Annotated in this window: 17 protein-coding genes and 1 riboswitch; all 17 genes read right to left on the reverse strand. The window is 37.3% G+C overall.

The genetic code is table 11. The annotated features are described in order from the left end of the window. Positions 1 to 82: 82 nt before the first annotated feature. The gene (locus BLQ66_RS06420) at positions 83 to 1696 is read right to left on the reverse strand and encodes a bifunctional diguanylate cyclase/phosphodiesterase (RefSeq protein ID WP_074521462.1); all 1614 of its coding nucleotides are present in this window, start codon (positions 1694 to 1696) and stop codon (positions 83 to 85) included. After that, positions 1689 to 2621 carry a zinc dependent phospholipase C family protein gene (locus BLQ66_RS06425; RefSeq protein ID WP_074521463.1) on the reverse strand — a complete coding sequence of 311 codons (933 nt, stop codon included), beginning with the start codon at positions 2619 to 2621 and terminating at the stop codon, positions 1689 to 1691. The genes BLQ66_RS06420 and BLQ66_RS06425 overlap by 8 nt, the downstream gene beginning before the upstream one ends. A gap of 37 nt (positions 2622 to 2658) precedes the next feature. Further along, a complete protein-coding gene (locus BLQ66_RS06430) occupies positions 2659 to 3621 on the reverse strand; it encodes an alpha/beta hydrolase (protein ID WP_074521464.1) in 963 nt (320 codons plus the stop codon). Between the two features lie 185 nt (positions 3622 to 3806). Further along, the gene (locus BLQ66_RS06435) at positions 3807 to 5360 is read right to left on the reverse strand and encodes an ABC-F family ATP-binding cassette domain-containing protein (RefSeq protein ID WP_027431573.1); all 1554 of its coding nucleotides are present in this window, start codon (positions 5358 to 5360) and stop codon (positions 3807 to 3809) included. Between the two features lie 357 nt (positions 5361 to 5717). After that, positions 5718 to 6599, reverse strand: a complete 882-nt coding sequence (locus tag BLQ66_RS06440; protein WP_027431572.1) for a YitT family protein — start codon at positions 6597 to 6599, stop codon at positions 5718 to 5720. Between the two features lie 378 nt (positions 6600 to 6977). Further along, a complete protein-coding gene (locus BLQ66_RS06445) occupies positions 6978 to 8843 on the reverse strand; it encodes a DUF975 family protein (protein WP_074521465.1) in 1866 nt (621 codons plus the stop codon). Positions 8844 to 8948: 105 nt separating this feature from the next. Then, positions 8949 to 10940, reverse strand: coding sequence for a sensor histidine kinase (locus tag BLQ66_RS06450; RefSeq protein WP_074521466.1), 1992 nt, complete (start codon positions 10938 to 10940; stop codon positions 8949 to 8951). Between the two features lie 6 nt (positions 10941 to 10946). Next, positions 10947 to 11702: a response regulator gene (locus BLQ66_RS06455; RefSeq protein WP_074521467.1), complete on the reverse strand. Its 756-nt coding sequence runs from the start codon at positions 11700 to 11702 to the stop codon at positions 10947 to 10949. Between the two features lie 81 nt (positions 11703 to 11783). Further along, positions 11784 to 13160, reverse strand: coding sequence for a glycoside hydrolase family 28 protein (locus BLQ66_RS06460; RefSeq protein WP_074521468.1), 1377 nt, complete (start codon positions 13158 to 13160; stop codon positions 11784 to 11786). Positions 13161 to 13192: 32 nt separating this feature from the next. Further along, a complete protein-coding gene (locus BLQ66_RS06465) occupies positions 13193 to 13549 on the reverse strand; it encodes a PqqD family protein (protein WP_074521469.1) in 357 nt (118 codons plus the stop codon). Positions 13550 to 13750: 201 nt separating this feature from the next. Next, a complete protein-coding gene (locus BLQ66_RS06470; protein WP_074521470.1) occupies positions 13751 to 15670 on the reverse strand; it encodes an OPT family oligopeptide transporter in 1920 nt (639 codons plus the stop codon). A 23-nt stretch (positions 15671 to 15693) separates the two neighbouring features. After that, positions 15694 to 16551, reverse strand: a complete 858-nt coding sequence (gene folK / locus BLQ66_RS06475) for a 2-amino-4-hydroxy-6-hydroxymethyldihydropteridine diphosphokinase (protein ID WP_074521471.1) — start codon at positions 16549 to 16551, stop codon at positions 15694 to 15696. A gap of 1 nt (position 16552) precedes the next feature. Beyond that, positions 16553 to 17362 (reverse strand): dihydropteroate synthase, encoded by an 810-nt coding sequence (gene folP, locus BLQ66_RS06480; protein ID WP_074521472.1) that lies wholly within the window; start codon positions 17360 to 17362, stop codon positions 16553 to 16555. A 13-nt stretch (positions 17363 to 17375) separates the two neighbouring features. Continuing rightward, the gene (locus BLQ66_RS06485) at positions 17376 to 17858 is read right to left on the reverse strand and encodes an HD domain-containing protein (RefSeq protein ID WP_027431565.1); all 483 of its coding nucleotides are present in this window, start codon (positions 17856 to 17858) and stop codon (positions 17376 to 17378) included. 1 nt (position 17859) lies between these two features. Beyond that, entirely contained in the window at positions 17860 to 18411 is a 552-nt protein-coding gene (folE, locus tag BLQ66_RS06490; RefSeq protein ID WP_074521473.1) for a GTP cyclohydrolase I FolE, read from the reverse strand. A gap of 42 nt (positions 18412 to 18453) precedes the next feature. After that, the gene (locus tag BLQ66_RS06495) at positions 18454 to 19752 is read right to left on the reverse strand and encodes a bifunctional folylpolyglutamate synthase/dihydrofolate synthase (RefSeq protein ID WP_083330293.1); all 1299 of its coding nucleotides are present in this window, start codon (positions 19750 to 19752) and stop codon (positions 18454 to 18456) included. Positions 19753 to 19809: 57 nt separating this feature from the next. Next, positions 19810 to 19907: riboswitch (THF riboswitch) on the reverse strand. 736 nt (positions 19908 to 20643) lie between these two features. After that, positions 20644 to 23721: a ribonuclease E domain-containing protein gene (locus BLQ66_RS11900; protein WP_074521474.1), complete on the reverse strand. Its 3078-nt coding sequence runs from the start codon at positions 23719 to 23721 to the stop codon at positions 20644 to 20646. Positions 23722 to 23755 lie beyond the last annotated feature (34 nt).

A 23755-nucleotide genomic window follows, 5' to 3' on the forward strand; every position in this document is an offset into this window, starting at 1 on the left:
CCGATAATCTTTTTAGAAATAATTATTTAGTTTTAGATAACACTAGGTTAAGTATATCATTTATATTTTTAGAAATAAACATTTATTTTAAACTATCGTAAAATTCATCCATTGGAATAGGCCTTGAATAATAATATCCCTGAATTACATCACAACCTAAGCGAGTCAAGAGATTTAGCTGTTCCTTGGTCTCAACCCCCTCTGCAATAACCGTCATTCTAAGAGATTTTAAAAGCTTAATTATACCCTCTAAAATTATTAGACCGCTTTCTTTATTGGAATCTTCCTTAACAAAATTCATATCAAGCTTTACCACATCAATGGAGATTTTCTGTAACATATTAAGGGAGGAATATCCACTTCCAAAGTCATCAATCTCCACTAAAAAGCCGTTTCGCCTTAAATCCTTTACAACTCTAATTAACTTCTCATCTGAAGCGATGGCACTTTCCGTAATTTCAAGTCTAATTAGGTCATGTGGAATATTATATTTCTTTGTTAATATGCAAAATGCATTGTTAACATTTATCTTATCAAAGTCCTTACAAGAAACGTTAACTGCAATTGGCACTACTTCTGACTTGTTGTCGATGCATTTTCTTAAAAATCTACAAGCCTCTTCCCAAACGTAATAGTCCATCTCAGTTATATAGCCATTCTTTTCTAAGATTGGCACAAAATCATAAGGAATCGAAATACCACTTTTTCTCTTTAAACGAACCAAAGCCTCAGCCCCCACTAAATTGCCAGTTTTACAGTCGTATTGAGGCTGCATATAAACTAGGAACTTGCGCTCCCTAATATACATGGCGAAGTGCTTTAAAATGTGCTGCTCCTTTATTAAGTTTTCCTTCATAACCTCGTTATAAAAGCAAACCTTCTTTTCAAGGCCATCATGCTCAAGGGCCATTCTAGCTCGCTCGCACATAGTTGGCACATCTATTTCTTCCTTATCACTAATCTGATAAATTCCAAAGACGTTGTGAACCACAAGGTCATAATCGTCCTTCTTTATCTGAATCCAGGAATGCTTCTTAATTAAGTCCACATCTAGTCTGTCATCTGGCATACAAAGCGCAAAGTGATCTGCCTCTAGCCTGCCAATTACCGTATTAGTTTGTGGGAAGGTCTTTAAAATCTCAGCAATTGAGAGTAAAACTTCATTGCCCACATCTTGTCCGTAATTTTCATTAATTAATTTAAAGTCCTTTATATCAGAATAAATAATATCAAATTTAATATCCGGATGATTCTCAATTAATTCCTCCGTATATCTATAGAAGGCAGATTTATTGTAGAAGTCCGTGATTTCATCATGTTCAGCAATATATTTTTGCTTTCTAAAAAGTAATTCTTGGCAGGTAAAATCATTGAAAATCAAAAAGCAGCCCACATAGGATTTCTCTTTAAAAACCCTACCGTAATTGCAATTGTATTTTCTTTCCTCATCATTTACCTTTAAATTAATGGCCTTTACAAAGGATTCGCTTAAATCCTCAAGGCCTGATAAGTGCCTATTGCTACTTATATTAGTCAAATGGCAATTATCCGGATCAATATCAAGCAATTCTAATAGGTCTTTGCCGTTGTCATTAGTCAAATCAAGACGTCCTTTTTCATCAAAAACAAGAACTGCATCAAGAGATGATTGAATTAAGTTTTCCATAATAGCACATCTATTATTGTAATTATCCATAATTTTCTACCTCATCGTCTTCGTAAAATGCATCATCTAGCCTTTCGCCAGAATGATAAGAGAAGCTCCCTATTTCTTTGAAAAATTCGTACTCCCTATTCCATTTTTCTTCTTCTCCGTACAATTCGCCACGGGTTGCATAATTAAAGCATCTAAGTATCTCTGCGGCTCTTTTAATGCCCATCTCCATCTTTTCATTAAAGAGCTTGTAGTCTTCTTTTGTGTAACCATAAAGGTTGTTATTTACATAAAGGGCTGAATGAAAACTGTGTTTATAAATTACATTTTCAAAAGCCTCAAAAAAATTCTCCTTAATCTTAAACTTATCGTTAAAGTGATTCCTTACAAAAGCATAGGAAAAATACATCATATAGACGGAAAGTAGGTTTATCTTTCTTGCATGGTAGGTCCTGCTTACTGCCCTATTAAAGACGCGCATAACCACCTTCTTTTCCATGCCCCAAAGCCTTGTAAGCTGCATTATCTTTACATCTGTCACTTCACGTTTTAAATAATCTCTTACGACATAATTATCCATTGCGGCTTCATATCGAAAATGTTTTCCCAGAGATTTCATCTTTGTATCCTCCTCACACAAACTGTAAACGAGAGGATGAGCGACTGTATCAAGGGCGTAGTGGCCAAGAAAGCCAGCATAGTAAGCAAGGGCTATTCTTCTACTTTCTCCCTTTAATTTCACGCACTCTTTATATAAATTTCTAAGAAAAAGACCGCATTTTTCCTCATGCATAATGCTACCCAAATTTCTTTTTCCAAAGGTTACATTAAAGAAAACGAAATCCGGGCCCTCAAGTCCAAAGCAGTATGCATGTCTGTGGTCTGATATACATTTTTTCAAATATGATATTGGAATTGACTCATAAGCTTTTACCCCACATGTATAGTGAGAAAAATAAGCTGGCATCTAGTCACCTCCTAATATTACCACTTTTGTAAAGCATTCAAGTCCCATAAAGATTCCTAGATTTGAAATCCTTTTCTGCCTTGATAATAAACTCCTTTAGAGTCTTAGTATAATTTTTTCTATCCACATAGTAACTAAGACAATGATTTGCACCGTCAATTAGTAGCAACGAAGTGTCCTGATTACTTTCGTTGTAGTTTTCTATTGACATGCCAAAGGGGACAAATTCATCTTGTTTTCCATGGATTAATAGTAATGGTGTTGTATTATTTTTCATAGCGTCTGCCACACTAAATGATTTTAATCCCACACCTATTCTTCTTCGCACCATTAGATTTAAGACATCCATAAATGGATGTTCCGGTACATGGGCTATATTCCAGCCTGTATGAGCAATAATGTCATAAGGTGAACTAAAGCCACAATCAGCAATAATCCCCGCTACATTAAATGGTAATCCATCGGTTCCTGATGCCATAAGTACAGTACTTGCCCCCATTGACACGCCATACAAGAATATCTTCTCGGGCCTATACATTTTATTTAACCAGTTACACCAGCTAACACAATCAAGTCTTTCAAAAAGTCCATAAGTTGTGTATTTGCCTTGACTAAAGCCGTGTGCTCTTTGATCTATTAGAAGCATGTTGCAGCCATTTTTATAAAACCACTTAGAAATACCTGCTAAATCACGTTCCCAGCTTCCTCTCCATCCATGACACATTACAATAGTTCTCTTTGCATTTGGTGCTTCCACATAGTAGCCAGACAATTTCAAGCCATCAAAGCTGTTAATGGTGCCCACTGGTACTGCGTGGCATTTTAACCAAATTCTCCCCTCTTCTATTTCCTCTTCCCAAGGAGAGCCCTTTCCTAGTCTAGGGAACTTTTCTAGCGTCTTTCTCTCAAAAGCTGCATTAAAAAAATACCTAGTGGCTCCATATAATCCTAAAGCTACAGAAGCAGAAGCTCCAATTAAAACTTGTTTATAAGTCTTCATTTTAAGCCTCCACCTTACGTTTATTTTGTTATGTCCTCACGATTAGAATACTACTAATAATATAACAAATATATCTGAAAAAGTCCACCTGTATAAGTTCCTACAAATAAAGCCACGCCCTCTAATCCCTTAAAAGGACTAGAAAAACGTGGCTTTTCTCCATCTATAAAATTTTAAATATAATCCTATAATCTTGTTGTATACTTTTCAAGGTCAATTACCTGAGTTGCAAGACCCTCATAGAATTCTGGCTCATGACAAACCATAAGCACTGAACCCTTATATTCCTTAAGAGCACGCTTTAACTCATTCTTAGCGTCCTGGTCTAAATGGTTTGTAGGCTCATCAAGTACAAGTAAATTAGACTCTCTATTAATAATCTTACAAAGTCTAACCTTAGCCTGCTCACCACCGGATAAAACTCTTACCTTACTTTCGATGTGCTTAGTTGTAAGTCCGCACTTAGCAAGGGCTGAACGCACCTCGTACTGAGTAAAGCCTGGGAACTCCTCCCAAATCTCTTCAATACAAGTAGTTTCAATATCCGGTCTTGTCTCCTGCTCAAAGTATCCAATCTCTAAATAATCTCCAAGCTCAACACTACCTGAAATAGGCTTAATCTGGCCTAAAATGCTCTTTAAAAGTGTTGTCTTACCAATTCCGTTTACGCCTCGAATTGTAGCGATATGACCGCGTTCCATCTCAATATTAATAGGCTTTGAAAGGGGCTCATCATATCCAATTACAAGGTCATGAGTTTGGAAAATGTATCTAGAAGGTGTACGTGCCACCTTGAAGTTAAATTCTGGCTTAGGAGCTTCCTTTTCAAGCTCAATAATATCCATGTTATCAAGCTTTTTCTGGCGGGACATAGCCATATTTCTTGTAGAAACTCTAGCCTTATTTCTAGCAACGAAATCCTTAAGGTCAGCAATTTCCTGCTGCTGCTTATTATATGCAGCCTCAAGCTGAGACTTCTTCATCTCGTAAACTTCCATAAACTTATCGTAATCGCCCACATATCTGTTAAGCTGTCTGCCATCCACATGATAAATAAGATTTACAACCTTATTAAGGAAAGGAATATCATGGGAAATAAGAATAAATGCATTCTCATATTCCTCTAAGTATCTTGTAAGCCAAGCAATGTGTTCCTGATCTAGGTAGTTTGTAGGCTCATCAAGAAGTAGAATATCAGGCTTTGCAAGAAGTAACTTACCAAGTAAAACCTTAGTTCTTTGACCACCAGAAAGCTCTGTAACGTCCTTATCAAGGCCAAGCTCTAAAAGGCCTAGAGCTCTTGCAACTTCTTCTACCTTAGAATCAATTAAGTAAAAATCTCTGTTAGTTAAGACATCTTGAATAGTACCAAGCTCTTCCATGTACTGTTCCATCTCTTCTTCACTAGCATCCCCCATCTTAGCGCAGATGTCATTCATATGATTCTCAAGTTCAAAAAGATCATCAAAAGCCATCTTTAAAACTGCCTCAATAGTCATGCCCTTCTCAAGGACTGCATGCTGGTCAAGATAACCAACCTTTACATTCTTAGCCCATTCAATCTTACCTTCATCAGGCATGAGCTTACCTGTAATTATATTCATAAATGTTGACTTACCGGCACCATTATTACCAACATAGCCAACATGTTCTCCCTTATTCAATTTAAAAGATACATCTTCAAAAATTGCTCTATCACCAAATCCATGGGATAAATGCTCTACTGTTAAAATACTCATAAATACTCCTTTTTAATTAGCGTAGCCGTAAAATTATATCATATTAGAAAATTTGTCTCAATCTTAATTTAGTGATAAAAATAAAATTAGTAGCCTAATTTTGACCCAGTTTTGACCCAGTTTTTAACTCATTTATATCCTTAATAAAATAAAAATGCACGAGGGACAAAAGTCCTTCGTGCATTCCTGTTAGGGTGCAACACCCTAACGTGGGAATGTTTCCATTCTCCGATATGTAGTAAATGTGTCTTGTAAGCTTAGGAAAAAGTTTCTTAATCTCCTTACTAAGAAACTATTAGCTTAAATAAAACGGGATTCTTCTTCCCCTCTACCGTTATGAGGAAGGAAAATGATTTATTAATTACTGCTCATATTACGTTTACCTTCAATAAATCCCTCACCGAAAACCTCACTGGTCTCAGTGATCATTATGAAGGCATGAGGATCTGCTTTATGAGCCAAATCAGTAACCGCATAAGTCTGATTCTTTGAACATGCACACAACACAACGTCTCTATCATCACCGGTATAACTACCTATGGCTTTGATGATGGTAGATCCACGATCTGTCATGGAACCTATCATGTCCGTTAGCTCTTTACTACGAACAGTAATTATTATTATCAACTTACCTGCTCCCATACCGTAAAGGATCTTGTCCATTACGATGGAACAAGTAAATGCTGATATCAAACCGTAAAGTACTGAATCAATGTCCTTATAGATGAGACCACCTGCTGCAATGACAATGAAGTCAGTAACTATTGTTACGAAGCCAAAACTAAAATATGGCTTCTTTACCTTGACTGTCATAATGAGGAAATCCATTCCTCCTGAACTTGAACCTCTCATATAAAAGAGTGCCATTGATGCACCAAGGCAAACTCCTGAGAATAACGAAGCTGTTATTCTGCTTCCTGTATAAAGAGGTGTCATTGGGGCAATGACATCAAGGAAGATAGTACAAAAAATAAGTGTCTTAGCTGTCTTAAATAAGAATTTCTTACCGACAACCTTATAACTTAGAATTACCAGCGGTATGTTAAATATCAAAGTAAAGATACCAACTGGAACCGAATACAAATAATTAAAGATTAAAGCGACACCTGATACACCGCCTGGTGTGAAATCACCCATCTTTGCAAATGTGTAATAACCAACCGCGTATAAAAAGCCGCCCAGAATATCAAATAGGATATCCACAAGTGTACTACCGATTCTTTTTTCTAATTTCTGCATATATGCCCCTCCACAAAAAATAAAAAATAGTTAAAACTACAACTACCGCGTGAGCCAATACTCAACGATTATTTTTTGGGGAGCGTTTCTGCAATCCTGCCAAAAAAGTTATCACGCTTTCTTAACAAGCTCGGGAAAAGGACAAAAAAAATAAGCGCTCTTCCCTTCGCCTAAGCTATTATAACACCCGTGCAATATTTTGTCACTAATGTTTTTTTATTCATACTATGCAGTATTTATGCATATTTATACATAATATTCACACTATGAGAACGGTTCCATAAATGCACATTTTAAGGCATTTGTTGTCATAAATCGTCAAGCATATTAAATTTTTAAAAAGAATATTTTTATTAAAATATTCACTCTATTTTGCTATCACTTTATTGCAAAAAAGTGCGCATTTTGGCGCATTAAAGCGATAACTTTATGGGTTATTCCTGCCCCTGTATTGGGGTGCATGGATGAATAAAATACATCAATAATGAATAAAAATACCAAGGCAATCAAAATTATTGACAGAATTCTAGAATCCATCTTTTTTAGATGTCCTTCTATATAAGGTATAAGCCAGTAAACAACGGCGCATCCCCCAATTCCAAATATAATTAAGCCCTCAAGACAGATTCTTCCGTTTAGATTTAAATAGTAACCATTATATGACCACCATCTAAGTCCTGTGGCAAGTTCCATAAAATATGAGGTTGTGTACTCGATTATTCCGCTTATTATGACTATAAAGATAAACTCTCTTAATGGTTTTGCCCTAAATCTGTAACCTAATGTAATGGAAACTACAGCACCAACTCCATAGATTGGAATCCACGGACCGTTTAGTGCGCCTCTATTTACAAAGCTTCCTTTTTGAATCAAATGTAACATTCCCTCCCAGGTCCAGCCAACAAAGCAGCCAATAAAGAAGATAGATACAATTGAAAACATAGAATACATGCGCATGTAATCTGCCTTCATTCGTCTTTCCTTATATGGAAGACTGGATAATCTCTCTGGGTAGATTTCTCCATTTTTAATCTTGTTATAGTCATCAACCGCAGCAAATGTAAGGCTTAGGCTCTGCTTTAGGCGGTTATATCTTGAGTTTCTAAAGCTAAGACCTAGATTATCCTCAAACCACTTAAAGATTCCAGTACTTTCCTTATAATCGTTTTCATCAAAGGACTCACCCCTTTGCTTTCTTAAATTATCAATGGCACTAGCAAGCCAAAGGTCCGCATCTAAGTCGTAATCCTCACCATCTATGCCCTTGTTGTACTCTAGCACCAAGTCGTTATATTTTTCATTAATCAAGGCCTCATCAGCAATCTTGTATAGGTAAATGTCGTTTAATAGCGATACATTTTCAAGACCCTTCTCATAAGCTAGGCCTCGCAAATACACATAATATTCGCTAACTGTGGCAATCTTATAGGCATTTACAAAAAGAAGGCCTAGAGCTCCTAAAGTAAAAGACGAAAGCATATACCACAAAATAAAAGACATATCTAGTTTAAAAGCTTCCCACTTGTGGCCTCGCATCATATCTCTTGAAAGCTTAAGTGCCTGTCTTGGCTTAATTGCTGGATTTTCAGCCAAAATGTAGGAAAGCATCTTGTATCTATAATAACTAATTGGAAGGCCCACAATAGTAAAGGTCCATAAAAATAGATATAAGGCCCTTAAAGCCTGCGAAATAGCTACGTTTAACAAGCATTTGTTATAAAAAAGATATACGAACTTTTGATAATCCACCTTCTTATAGGTTCTAGCTTCTAGAAAGACTCGTCTAAAGCTCACAGAAAAAGGATTTGTAACCAAAAACCATATTAAAAAATACAGCATCATAAAAATAACCACAAAGATTCTTATGGCTATTTTTTCTGAACTTACAAAGGAATTAATGGACTGCAATACTCTATAAAAAAGCAGACCATCACTTGTTCCGTTAATTAACTGGGCAAGAAAGCCCTTATTTCTTGCAAAACTAGTGCCAGAACTAGCCTCCTTACTGTATTCAATTTCCTCATTTATGATATCTATAAATTTGTCTGGCTCCATAACCGTTGAAACCTGGACCACCTGTGTAACTTCATCCACCAATCTCCTAGGGGAAACCTTTGAACTGTTAATAAAGGAGCTTGAAAAATCTACCCCTAAAAAAGAGGCCATTAAACAAGCAAATATCAAAATAAAATAATGTTTTCTTAAAACTTTTCTAGCTGATTTTTTTAATTCTTTTCTATTCATATGCTTATTCCTTCAAGTTTTCTAATGTTGTATCTATAAAGTTTCCACTTTCTAGATATATATAAGCTAACATTTAAAACTAATTATGTAAATATAGGACATACATTATAAAATTTCTAGTAGGCCTTTTGCATCCACATTAAGGCTATATTCCTTAACCTTTTCAAACTTTTCCCTCTCGTTTCCTGGAATTTCATAATCAAGCAAATGTTTCATAATCTGATCCACATTTCTAAAATCTCCAATTTCTGCATATTCCTTAATGGCCAAATAGGCTTCAGAGAGCTGTTCTTTTGATATAAGCTCCTTTTTATTGTCATCCTTTAAAGGGCTTAATACATTTTCTAAATCTGTCTTTAATCTCGTAAGTAAAATGCATAAGGCGTCATATTCCATATCAAGATTTTTGTAATTTTTGGACTTGCACAAATCCTCTATATGTGCTGCCTGTCCTGAGATTTCAAGGGCTCCAATAAGTTTTAGAGAGCTCTTTAGGCCATGAACTAGAATCTCTAAATTTGCATAATCCTCTGCCTTATAATAACTCTCTAATTTTTCTAAATTGTTAGGAAGTGTGGAATTTATAGTAATTATGCTATTTATAAGTGTATTTCTTGTCATGCAGTTTCTAAGGGCCTGCTCATAATCGATATAACTAATATCTCCAAAGAGGCTTAAAATCTGGCTATCACTATCATTTTCAAAGCTATAAAAATCCCATGTAGCAAAAAGATCCGAACCAGATTTAGCATCATTAGCAAAAGCAGATTCTAGGCTAGAGTCAGCTAAATCATTATTATCAATCTTATCTTCTGGCAAATACTTTATAAGTAGTCTCTCTAATTCCTCGTAAAAAACTGGCTTTGCTAAATAATCCGTAAAGCCTTTTTCTATGTAAATGTCACGCACTCCGTTAAATACATTAGCCGTCAAAACAATGACAGGTGAATTAAAAGATAAGGACTCCTTATCCTCTCTTAGTTTTTTAAGAGTTTCCTCTCCATCCATCTTTGGCATTCTATGGTCTAAAAATATAATGTCGTATTTTTTCAATTTTGCTTTTTCAAGCGCCTCTTCTCCACTAAGGGCAATATCAAGCTTTACATAGCTTCGTGAAAGTAGTCCCTTTACTACATTTGCATTAACCTCCACATCATCCACCACTAATATGTTAGCCTTACTAGCCCTAAAAGCCTTCTTATATTTATTGATTTTGCAAAGGGAATCCTCGTAGTTTTTAACCACATCCCCGCACTCAAGCCAACCAACAATTAGCTGTTTTAAGCTAAAGGCAAAGGTAGTTCCAAGACCGTAAACCGACTCTATCTCAAGCTTTGAGCCCATCATCTCAAGTAATCTGCTAGTAAGACTAAGTCCAAGCCCCATACCCTCAATACTGCTATTATTGATTTCATCAAGACGCGTAAAAGCATTGTTTAGCTTATTTAAGTCTTCCTTTTTAATGCCCACTCCGGAATCTGAAATAATTACATATAGCTCTACATTTTCAGAATCCAACTTCTTAAAATCTATGCGAAGGCTAACGCTGCCTTCCTTTGTGTACTTTATAGAATTAGTAACTAGGTTAAGTAGGCACTCCTTGATTCTTACCACATCCCCGTACATTCTAAGGGGAATCTCAGGGTTTATGTGAATATCAAAGCACAAGCCCTTAGCCTTGGCCTTCTCATAGGTCAAGGACAGCACCTCATTTATTAAATTATCAAAACGATATTGGATTGGATTTATCTTTAAATCTCCTGATTCAAGCCTGCTATAATCAAGAATTTCATCCACTAGGCCAAGTAGTGCCTTTGAAGAATCCTCAATATTTTTAGCGTGAGATAAGATTGTCTTATCCTTGCTCTCCCTAATTATCATTTCATTCATGCCAAGAATGGCGTTTATAGGCGTTCTAATTTCATGAGACATGTGAGTTAGAAAACTAGACTTTGCCTCATTTAGCGCCTTTTCCTTTATAAGTTCTTCTTCCCTTTTTAGCTTCTCTTTAGCATGTCTATTTTTTACAATTATTCTGATTAATAAAAATGTCTCGCAGATTAGAATTAACGACAAAACCATAAGTCCAATCCCCATAGGCACCTACTTTCTGCTATCTAGAAAATCGTCGATGCTAAGAATTAACTTGTCTGGCTCCATGGATTTTAATAGATACTTTACTGGGTGCAAACTTAAGACATTCATAACCACGTCTTTGTCTGAATTTCCAGTTAAAAACATAATTGGAATGTCTCTTGTTGAGGGCTCGTCTTGTAGCATCTGGAAAACTTGAGTGCCATCTACTACTGGCATACTCACATCTAGAATAATTAAGTCCACCTTTTTCTTAGTTAGAAACATAATGGCATTCATGGCAGAATTTGCCATGTAAACCTTGTATTTTACCGATAGGAAGTCGCTTAGAGCACGCAAAGAAGAAGGATCATCATCCACAATGAGAATTGATTTCTCTTGCTCGACCTCCTCCTGCTTTAAAACCATCAATGAAAAATATTTGTACATACTAGACATATCCACCGGTTTTTCAAAGGCATGCTTAATTAAATGCTCTGGAATATATCTGTGGACGTCCCTAATTTCACTATCTGAGGCAATCAAATAAAGCATAACATCATTTGATATTACTGCCTTTTTTATATATTCGAAAATCTTTACATAATCCGTTACTTCGTTCTCAATATACAAGAGCCAAATCTTAGATTCCGACTCTTTTCCCATAATATAAGCAATATCTGAATTCACTGAGATAATATTAAAGCCCTGCTCTTCAAGTCCCTTCTTTATAGAACCATAAACAAAGCCCTTATCATTACCTATAAAGACTATTTTTTCATGCATACATTTCTCCATTAATCTTCAATTGTTCACAGTTAAAATATTAATTATATTATAGCAAATGTAACTAGATATTGCAAAATTTTATAATAATTTTGCTATATTTATGTTCTCACCTTTAATTAGGGCTTCGCCACAATCTTCAAATCTAGAATTTGTAATATTTACATTAGAGATTGTATCCATGCGGCCTTCTAATGGCTCGATTTTTACTGAATGCTTAGCACCAACGCAGTTTACATTGTTGATATTGATATTCTTAAAGAATGGAATGTCTTCCTCATTTTCCTTAGCAATAGTCTCGTTTCTGTTAAGAGAATTTAAAACATAAGACATAGTCATAATTACGCCTTCGTTTTTAATTCCCACCATGTTTACATTTTCAATATTAATATTCTCAACTACGCCACCACGACCAAGTGCACTCTTCATTCTAACACCTACGTCTGTGCCAAGGAATGTACAGTTATCAACCCAAACATTCTTAATGCCACGGCTCATCTCTGAACCAATTACAAATCCGCCATGACCTTCGTTTACAAGACAATCATGGATGTAGATATTCTCTGAAGGGCCAGTGATTGTTCTAGCAATAGCGTTCTTTCCTGACTTTAAGCAAATGGCATCATCGCCAGTTTCAAATCTAGAATTCTTAACTTCCACATTCTTGCAAGATTCAATATCGATACCATCACCATTTTGTGCATGATAAGCGTTGTTTACGTTAATACTATCTACTGTAAGGTTTGTACAGAAATATGGATGAATGTTCCAAGCAGGTGAATTCTTAAAAGTTACACCCTGAAGTAAGACCTTATCGCAGTGCTTAAGGCTTATTAATACTGGTCTATAAAAATCATAGTAAGGAGTGGCTAGCTTAAGTACTTCGGCATCTTCCTTTCCTTCAAAAGCTAACTGGATATTGTGTTTGTTTCCGTCAAATGCAGTCTTTGTAGGGAACCAAACGCCGCCCTCCTTAGTATCAAGAACGCAATCGCTTTTCTTTAAATTCTCCTGCCATGCTCTTGCTGTAAGCTTAAATTCCTTAATAGGTCTCCATTCATCACCGCTACCATCAATTACTCCATCACCTGTAATAGCGATGTTTGTTGCATTAATTGCTGTAATTGGAGATACTGCACGGATGCAGTCCTGACCTTCATAATTAGTTACGATTAGAGGATACTCCTCTGGATTTTTAGAAAACTTTAAAATTGCATTTCTTTCTAAATGTAACTCTACTCCACTAAGAAGATTTATAGGTCCTGTAATCCATAAGCCCGCTGGGATTACAAGCTTTCCACCGCCATTTTCTGATAAATCCTTAATTGCCTTATTAATAACTAAAGCATTGTGCTTACTTGTTTCTAAGTCTGACTTATTGGCAACTGGCTTGTAGTCTAATAAGTTGACTTCCTTTTCCTTAAATACCGGTAATTCTACCTTAAATTCCATCTTCATAAATTCCCTACCTCTTTAATTTCCTTTTATTTTTAATTTTCCTTAAACTTAATAAAGCCTAGATTCTCAAGTGTCTTCATATACTGTGACAATCTTTCATATAAAGGCTCTGCCTTATCTGCATACTTATCTGCCACAAGAATTCCTATATCGTAAATGCTTCTCTTCCCGTCAATCTGTTGCCATATAAAACTTCCAAGTCCCTCTAGCTTAATCTGACTTGTCTTTGGAGTCTTAAAAAGCTTCTGGGCAATCTTATTATAGAAGCCTGAATTTATCTGTGTTACATAGACAATCTTGCCCTTAACTTCCCACTGTCTATCCTCTGGAATATAAGGGATATTGTCTAGATAATTTTTCTTTTTATCCTTAGCTTTTTTCTTAGCCATCTTAAAATTTCACCACTTTCTTTTATTTGTAAAAGCATTGATTGTTTTACTAGTCACTTTACCTATTGTGACATAATAAATAATAAACCGTCAAGGTAAAAAAATCCCCCTCTATCATAAGATAGAGAGGGAAAAATCAAGACTCGCTCGGAGCTTGTACTCCGACTGAGTTAAGTATTATAAACTTAGTATCTTTACTGATTACTTCTTATAGTTTTTCTTATCCCAAATTGAGAACTTGAGTAAGCAAAGAATTAAAATAGCAAAGAATACGATACTAGCAATAGCACCAAGGTCAATACCTCTAGCTGTTAAGTCAATTAGATCAGCAAGTGATTTTCCACCGCCTACTGTAATTACAGCAAATACTGCAAGCAAGATACCAACTAAACCTTCACCGGCAATTAAACCAGATGAGAAGAGGATACCGGCTGTTGTAACATTTTCCTTATCATCATCATTCTTATACTTCTTATGATCAAACCAATATCTAATAAGACCACCAATCATAATAGGTACTGAAAGGTAAATTGGTAAATATAAACCAATAGCAACTGGAAGTACTGGAATATTTAATAATTCAATTACAACTGCAATAAATACACCGATAAATACAAGATTCCATGGTAAGTCGCCACCCATAACGCCTTCAACTACAAGCTTCATTAAAGTAGCCTGTGGAGCTGGGAGCTGATTTGTACCAAAGCCCCATGCGTTGTTAAGTAAAACCATAACACCTGTCATTGCAAGACCTGCAGCGATTACACCAATAACTTCACCGATCTGCTGATTTCTAGGTGTTGAACCAATAATATAACCTGTCTTTAAATCCTGTGATGTATCACCTGCAATAGCTGCAATGATACAAATTACAGTACCAATCATAATAGCTGTTGTCATACCAAGGCCACCGTCGTTACCTGTAGCCTTTAAAATAACAGTTGTAATGATTAGTGTAGCAATAGCCATACCTGAAACTGGGTTATTTGAGCTACCAACTAAACCTACCATTCTTGATGAAACAGTAGCAAAGAAGAAACCAAATACCACAATAAGGATAGCTGTGAAAACATTAATATGTACTGAAGGAACAGCAACTAATACAACTAAACAAATAAGAGCGATTAAAAGGATTGTCTTGATGCTTAAGTCCTTATCTGTTCTAAGTGTTGATACTGTGTTGTCTGAATTCTTGAGTGACTTAATATTCTCACTAAATGTTTTGATAATTAGTGGAAGTGACTTAACAAGGGAAATGATACCACCTGCAGCTACGGCACCTGCACCAATATATCTAACGTATGAACTCCAGATTTCATCAACTGACATCTGAGAGATAGCAACTTCTGCTGGGAAAATTGTAGCGTCTGCACCAAATGCTACGATAAGTGGCATAATTACAAGCCAAGCAAGTACACCACCGGCTAACATATAAGCTGAGATCTGAGCGCCGCAAATGTAACCAACACCGAGTAATGCTGGAAGAGTATCTGCGCCAATACCAGAACCCTTATAGCTCTTAAAACTGTATGAAATTTCGCTTGGGAATAGCTTTAATCCATCAGCTAAAAACTTAAATACTGAAGCGATACCTAAACCTGCAAATACTGTAGTTGCAGCGTTACCGCCCTTTTCTCCTGCGATTAATACTTCAGCACAAGCAGTTCCCTCTGGGTAAGGTAAACTACCATGTTCCTTAACGATTAATGCCCTACGAAGAGGAATCATAAATAAAACACCAAGTAAACCACCACTAATTGAAACAACAGCGATAGCAACTACTGAAAGTGTTACGTCATATCCTTCTTCGATCCACATAAAGATTGCAGGTAATGTAAAAATAGCACCTGCAGCAACTGATTCACCAGCGGAACCAATTGTTTGAACCAAGTTATTCTCAAGAATAGAATCCTTTTTAAGGATCATTCTAATAACACCCATAGAAATAACTGCAGCTGGGATTGATGCTGAAACAGTCATACCTACTCTAAGTCCTAAATATGCATTAGCTGCACCAAAAACAACAGCTAATAAAATACCTAAAATAATTGATGTTGGTGTTACTTCTGGCATAACCTGGTCAGCCGCGATATACGGCTTAAATTCCTTATTATCTGCCATAATAAAAGTCTCCAATCTTCGATTTAAATAAATTGTTTGTCTTTGATATAATCTTTTTTATTTGCCTCAAGAAGCTCTGCAACGGTTGTACCAAGAATTGGATGTCGTACCCAAGGTGCAATCTGAGCCAACGGAACCAAAACAAAATCTCTTAAATGCATTTGCACATGCGGTATAATTAGTTCCTTAGTACTCATAACTAAGTCGTCATAAAAAATTATATCTAAATCAAGGGTTCTTGGACCCCAGTGTATTTTTCTTTCTCTTCCTGCCTCGTTTTCAAGTCGATGTAGACAATCTAATAACTCCATCGGTGTATATAAAGTCTTTATTGCTGCACATCCGTTTAGAAAATCGTCTTGACTAACGCCACCGTATGGTAACGTTTCTATGAAATCTGATACATTTTCCACACGTACATAATCTAAATTATCTAACGAATTAATAGCCTCGTCAAGATATTTTTTCTTGTCACCCATATTAGAACCTAACGCAATGTAGGCCTCATGCCAACTTCTTGTAATTTTAACTGACACATTTTTTAAAGGAAGTAAAACTGGTGCCCAAGGTTTTTGAATCTCTAATGTAATTCCTTCTAAGCGCTCAGTTTCCATAAGAAGCTTTTGAGCAAGCTTTTCAGCCACAGTTTCTATTAATTCAAATGTGTTCTCCTGCATAAACTCTACTATCTTCTTACTTATCATGCCATAGTCTATAGATGCAGTTAAATCATCACTAAGGCCGGCTTTTCTAGTATTTGTGTAAAGAGTGGCATTTACCACAAACTTTTGTCCAAGGAACTGCTCTTCCTTAAAGACTCCATGTTTTGCAAATACTTCTAAACCTTCTATATTTATCTTGTCTAGACTGTTTAAATCCATATTATTTGCACCTTTCTATTGCCATTGTCATATCGAGAGCTCTTTTATTTTCCTTAACATCATGAACTCTAAAAATTCTAGCTCCCTTCATAGCGCCAATTACTGTTGTAGCTATTGTGCCCTCAAGTCTTTGATCCTTATCTAAGTTAAGAGTTAGACCAATCATTGATTTTCTTGATGTAGCAAGTAAAACAGGATAGCCTAGTTCCTTTAAAGCCTCAAGTTTATTAGTTACCTCAAGGTTTTGCTCAAGGGACTTTGCAAAGCCAACTCCTGGGTCAAGCATAATATTTTCCTTACTTATACCTGCCTTTAGAGCGATATCAATAGACTGCTTCATATCGTTTAGATAGTCTTCAAAGAAATTATCATATTTAGCTTCTTCTCTGTTGTGCATAAGACAAACCGGCTTATTATACTTAGCCACAACTGCTGCCATCTTAGGATCCTTTTTAAGGCCCCATATATCATTAACCAAATCAGCTCCTGCCTTAATTGCAGCCTCAACTACTTCTGACTTATAGCTATCAATAGAAACAGCTACGTCAAACTTTTCCTTAATAGCCTTAATTACAGGAACTACTCGGTTTATTTCCTCTTCATTACTAATAACTGTGTATCCAGGTCTTGTGGATTCACCACCTACATCAATGATTGTAGCACCTTCCTCAATCATATCCTTTGCGTGGGCTACTGCATTTTCTAAAGTATTCCACTTACCGCCATCGCTAAAAGAATCCGGTGTCACGTTTAAAATTCCCATGATGTAAGCTTCATTTTCAAAATCAAATTCCTTATTTCCTATTAACATGTTGTCTCCTAATCTAGTCAACTATTAGATGATTCTTCTTCTCCTCGCTCCATTTACAAGTCTTTGTGGCAAGACAATCAAAACAGGTTCTAGATTTCTTATCTGCCCTATAAAGAAGCCCCGCAAGTCCATCATCTAACATACCTTTTTCGTCTCTATGTGCAGCAATTGCCCCGCAAATACGCTTAACTTCCTCATTATTAAAACCGCATTCAGGCAAAATTTCCTTTGCTAACTGCACACTAGCCTCATTATGTGGGATTTGCTTAGTATATTCTAAAACTCTTCCCAAATCGTGAAGAAGGGCTGTTCCATAGATTATCTCCTTCTCTATTGCCAGCCCTTTTTCTAAGTCCTCAATGTAGGCAAGCCTTGCCACGTCTAACAAGTGGTCAATGCCATGCCTACAGTATTGTCTATCTTTTTCAAGCCTTTGCAAATGTAACATATTCTCTTTAAATGTCTCATTTGCCAAAATTCTATTCACTCTCTCCATATTAACCTAACATTCTGTAAAATGTATTTTCTAACTTTTCGTCCTCAAATGCCCCACGCTTTACAACTGTAACTGTCTTTGAGCCTGGCTTCTTAATGCCACGCATTGTCATACACATATGCTCAGCTTCAATATGAACCATAACGCCCTTGCAGTTTAATTCCTTCATAAATGCATCAGCAATCTGATTTGTTAATTGTTCCTGAATCTGTAAACGTCTTGCATAAACTTCAACTGTTCTTGCAATTTTACTTAATCCAACTACCTCTCCGTTAGGAATATAAGCAATAGCTGCTTTTCCATAGAAAGGTAACATATGATGTTCACATAAAGAATAGAAATAAATATCTTTCTCCATTACGATATCTGAATTATCTACGTGGAATCTCTTTGATAAATGCTCCTTAGCGTCATCACTATAACCTGCAGCAAGTTCATGGTACATTCTAGCTACTCTGTCGGGAGTTTCAAGTAAGCCTTCGCGATTAACATCTTCACCAATTCCTTCAAGTATAAGTCTTACGCCTTCCTTTATTTTCTCATCATCAAACATTTCTCACACCTAACCTTCCTTAAAAAACACATTTTCTAGATATTAAAAAATACCCAAAAATTCTTCTTTTATTAAACCAACATAATAAAGAGAACCAAATGCCACTATAACATCGTTTTTCTCTGCCTTCTTAAGACTTAAGCTTGCAGCCTCTTTTAAGCTTTCTGCAACTTCCGTCTTTATGCCGTAATTTTCACTAATAAACTTGCTTAAATCACTAGCAGATAGCGCTCTCTTATTTGGTGCTGTTACACATATTATTTCTTTGGCCAATTTAGAAACCTTGTTTATCATGTACTGATAATCCTTATCTGCCATAACACCCATAATAAAGATCAATTTCTTGTCTTTAAAATGTTTATAGAGACTTGAGACTAAAACATCAATTCCCTTTGCATTATGTCCACCATCAACAATGACAATAGGTTCTTTATTTATGCATTCAAATCTACATGGCCATCTGCACTCAATTAAACCTTGCCTTACAGTTTCTGCTGTAATCGACTTGTAGCCCTTATTTTTTAAAATGTGGGCAGCAGTCACGGCTAATGCTGCATTATAGATTTGATAATCTCCTGCTAAATTGATTTTTAAAGTGCCAATTCCATTCATAGTAAAAGTCTGTCCATCAAGACTTATACAATCAGCCTTCATTCCTACTGGTAATTCTGAGTTATGAAGTCTTGCCTTCTTATTCCTAGCACTTTCTTCAATAACATCCATTACCTCGTCTTCCTGATCACAGGTTAAGACGTCGATACCTTCCTTAATGATTCCGCATTTATGTAATGCAATTTCTGTTAATGTGTTGCCTAAAACTCTAACGTGGTCGAAACTAATAGATGTGAGAATAGCGAGTTCGCAGCTTTCAATAACATTAGTAGAATCAAGTAATCCGCCAAGGCCTACCTCTAAGATACATATATCGCAATCCTGAGATAAGAAGTATAGAAAACTCATAGCTGTAGTAATTTCAAATTCTGTTGGATGGCCTAAACCATCTTTTACCATTTGATCGCAAGCAGCTTTCAAAACGCTTGTTAGCTGTGCTAAATCAGCCTTTGAAATACTTTCATTGTTCACTTTTATAATTTCATTGTAATCAAGTAACGCAGGGGATGAATAGACTCCCACTCTTAAGGATGACGCCTTAAGAATGCTAGATAAGAATGCTACCGTAGAGCCTTTGCCATTCGTTCCTGCAACGTGAACAAACTTCAACTTCTTATGAGGGTTTCCAACATAGTGTAATAAATTAGTAATTCTCTCAAGCCCAAGCACCATGCCATAGCTATTAGTCTCCTTAAGATACGCAATAGCTTCCTCGTAATTCATTGGCATAAAAAACCTCCTTATGTAATTCCTCAACTACATAGGGAGGTAAAACTCTCGGTATGTAGCAGCGGGATGCGACTTTGAAACCGCAAGATACTCTTTTCGTCTAAGTGACAACTCCCTGTTCACATAGCACTTAACGCTTCAAAATCTACTCTGCATATTGTTAGTACTAAATCGTCTTAAAATACAGGCTTTTTAGTACTGATATATACGAACATATAGTAACCATTTTCATATAAAAAAGCAAGAGGATTTTATGATTGTTCTTTATCATTTAATAATTATGACTATTGCTGATTAGCTTTGAGTTTTATTGATTTCATATTTTGATTTCTTCCCCTCTCACGGGTGAGTTCCGGCGGTAAGGACTTGCTATTGTGCCTTTTAGCTTTTTCTTCCTTTCTTTTAGCCACTGTGCTTCCGACCTCTCTACTTTAAATTTTGATTTCTTCCCCTCTCACGGGAGATTTCCGGCGGTGGGAACTTGCTCTTGTGCCTTTTGGCTTTTTCTTCCTTTCTTTTAGCCACTGCTCTTCCGGCTTATACCAAGAAATTTTAAGGCTACTTTTCGGGCTTTTTGACTTTCCTAAAAGAAACCATGAAAAACAAGCACAAATTTCTCTCACTGTGAAGCTCTCAAAAAAATTTCTAGCTATTGATTTTGGCTGTAAACACCGGATATCAAAAATAAAAGCACAAGATTTCAGAAATCAACTTTCTTCTTCACTAACATCTTGTGGCTATAATCGCACCAATCGGAAATTTTAGTGAAATTTTTATTCAAAACTTTCAATTAATACTTGCATTTTCTATAAAAAAGAGTGCCTAAAAAGCTTCTTATTCTTCTTTCTAGGCACTTTTACTCAATTATTCAATTTTTAACACAATAGGTTTCTAATCTAATTCCACTAGAATTCCTGCTTCAAGCTGAATAGAAGCAATCCAGTTTTCATCTATCTGAATGAACTTGTGATGAACTGCTTTTTCAGCATAAGCCTGATCTATTGTGATTTCATAATCATCATAACTTGGTCGTGTTTCAAAACCATCAAGATAGCTCTCATAATCTGTAAAAACTGGTCTATCTTTATTGGCTTCATCCATAGCACTCATGTCGATACTAATATCAATATCAGGCTTTGCTTCTTGTGTCATCATATCCACCATTCCATCGACATCTACCTCAATTTCTGGCAACTCATCTTCTGGTAATGAAGGTGTTTCCATGACTGGCATTTCTGTAGGAGTTTCTTCCACTACTGTTTCAGTTGCTTCTGTAGCTACTGGCTCTTCTATTACTTTGCTTGTATTCTGTGCGCCCTCGCCATCATCTACAAATTCCACAACTTGAGGAGTTGCATCAGCTAACTCAAAGTTAGAATTTTCAAGTTCTGCAAGAATATCAACATTAGGATCAACGATTTCTATGTCATCAGATTCAATATCTAAAATGTTATCTAATACTGATTTTGTACCTTCAATCTTATCCATTGTTGCTTTTTCAGCTTGTTCTGTGAGTTCAAGCATCTCAGCAACTAGTGACTTAACAGGATTTCCATTGGCAGCAGTTTCTTCTACAGTAGCTTCGGCTACTGGTTCTTCTACAGGTATCTCTGCTACTGGTTCCTCAGCTGGTGCTTCTGCTACCATCTCTTCAACCGGCATTTCTGCTGCAGGTTCTTCTGCTACTGATTCTGTCATTATTTCTTCTGCTGGCATCTCTGCTACAGGTTCTTCAACAGGCGCTTCCGCTACCATTTCTTCTATTGGCATCTCTACTGCAGGTTCTTCTGCAACTGATTCTGTTGGCATTTCTTCTACCGGTTCCTCAGCTGGTGCTTCTGCTACTGTCTCCTCAACCGGCATTTCTGCTGCAGGTTCTTCTGCAACTGTTTCTGCCATCATTTCTTCTACTAACCTCTCGGCTACTGGCTCTTCTACCGGCGCCTCTGCTACCATTTCTTCTACCGGCATTTCTGCTGCAGGTTCTTCTGCAACTGTTTCTGCCATCATTTCTTCTATTGGCATCTCGGCTACTGCTTCCTCAGCTGGTGCCTCTGCTACCATTTCTTCCATTGGCATCTCTGCTACCGCTTCTTCTACAGGTGCCTCTTCCACCATTTCTTCTACTGGCATCTCGGCCACAGCTTCTTCAACCGATGATTCCGCTACCATCTCTTCAACCGGCATTTCTGCTGCAGGTTCTTCTGCAACTGCTTCTGCCATCATTTCTTCTATTGGCATTTCGACTACTGCTTCCTCAGCTGGTGCCTCTGCTGTCATCTCTTCAATCGGCATTTCTGCTGCAGGTTCTTCTGCAACTGCTTCTGCCATCATTTCTTCTACTGGCATCTCGGCTACTGGCTCTTCAGCAACAGCTCCCTCCATCATTTCTTCTACTGGCATTTCCTCAGCCACTGGCTCTTCCGAAACAGCTTCTACTACCATTTCTTCCATTGGCATTTCAACTACCGGTTCCTCAGCTGGTGCTTCTGCTATCATCTCTTCTACAGGTGCTTCTGCTACCATCTCTTCAACTGGCATTTCTTCTGCAACTGATTCTGCCACCATTTCTTCTATTGGCATTTCTGCCACTGGCTCTTCAACAGCTTCCTCAGCTACCATTTCTTCTACCAGCATCTCTGCTACAGCTTCTTCAACCGGTGCTTCCAGTACCATTTCTTCTACCGGCATTTCTGCTACTGGCTCTTCTGCAACTGCTTCCTCAGCTACCATCTCTTCCATTGGCATCTCGGCTACCTGTTCTTCAACAGCTTCCTCAGCAACCATTTCTTCTACCGGCATCTCTGCTACAGCTTCTTCAACCGGTGCTTCCGCTACCATTTCTTCTACTGGCATTTCTGCCACTGGCTCTTCAACAGCTTCCTCAGCCACCATTTCTTCTACCGGCATCTCAGCTACAGCTTCTTCAACCGGTGCTTCCGCTACCATTTCTTCTACCGGCATTTCTGCTGCAGGCTCTTCTACAGCTTCCTCAGCAACCATTTCTTCTACCGGCATCTCGGCTACTGCTTCTTCAACCGGTGCTTCCGCTACCATTTCTTCTACCGGCATTTCTGCTGCAGGTTCTTCTGCAACTGATTCCGCCATCATTTCTTCTACCGGCATCTCGGCTACAGCCTCTTCAGCTGGCGCTTCTGCAACCATCTCTTCAACCGGCATTTCTGCTGCAGGCTCTTCAACAGCTGCCTCTGCCACCATTTCCTCTACTGGCATTTCTGCCACCGGATCTTCTGCAACTTCCGCCACCGCTTCATCCGCAGTTTCCTCAACTACTGCTTCCTCAGCTACCATTTCTTCTACCGGCATCTCTTCAGCAACCAGCTCCTCTGCAACTTCCGCTACTGCTTCTTCCACTGCTTCCTCAGCAACCTCTTCCGAAACTGATTCTGCAACCATTTCCTCTACCGGCATCTCTTCAGCCACCGGCTCCTCAACAACCTCTTCCTCTGCAACTTCCGCTACTGCTTCCTCAGCTACCATTTCTTCTACTGGCATCTCAGCTACAACCTCTTCGACCGGTTCCTCAACTACAGCTTCTTCCACCATTTCTTCAACCGGTATCTCTTCAGCTACCGGCTCCTCAGCTACAGCCTCATCCGGTATTGTCTCATTTTCATCTTCATCCTGGAAGGCATCGAGGATTTCGCTCTTCTCGCTATTATTGGCGTTGCCAATGGCATTTGCAATGTCGGCTGCTAAATCTTCATCTATTTCCTCGGCTTTACGTACCATTTCACGAAGTTCATGCATGAAATCAAGACCGAGAGGTGTTTGGAAAACTAGAGCACCTGCATCGGCCACGTATAAAATCTGTTTTTGTGTTTCAATGTCATAAATATCGTGGAATTTTGCCATGTTTTTGATCTTTTCAAGTTCATCTAATGCGATATTGTATTCTTCTTCTGTATCAAATGTGTAATTTTTTAATTTGTACTTTCCATCCGCCATAACTTCACCTCTCGAAAACCTTTAGAGTATTTAT

Source organism: Lachnospira pectinoschiza, from assembly GCF_900103815.1.
GTDB classification, from domain to species: Bacteria; Bacillota; Clostridia; order Lachnospirales; family Lachnospiraceae; genus Lachnospira; species Lachnospira pectinoschiza_B.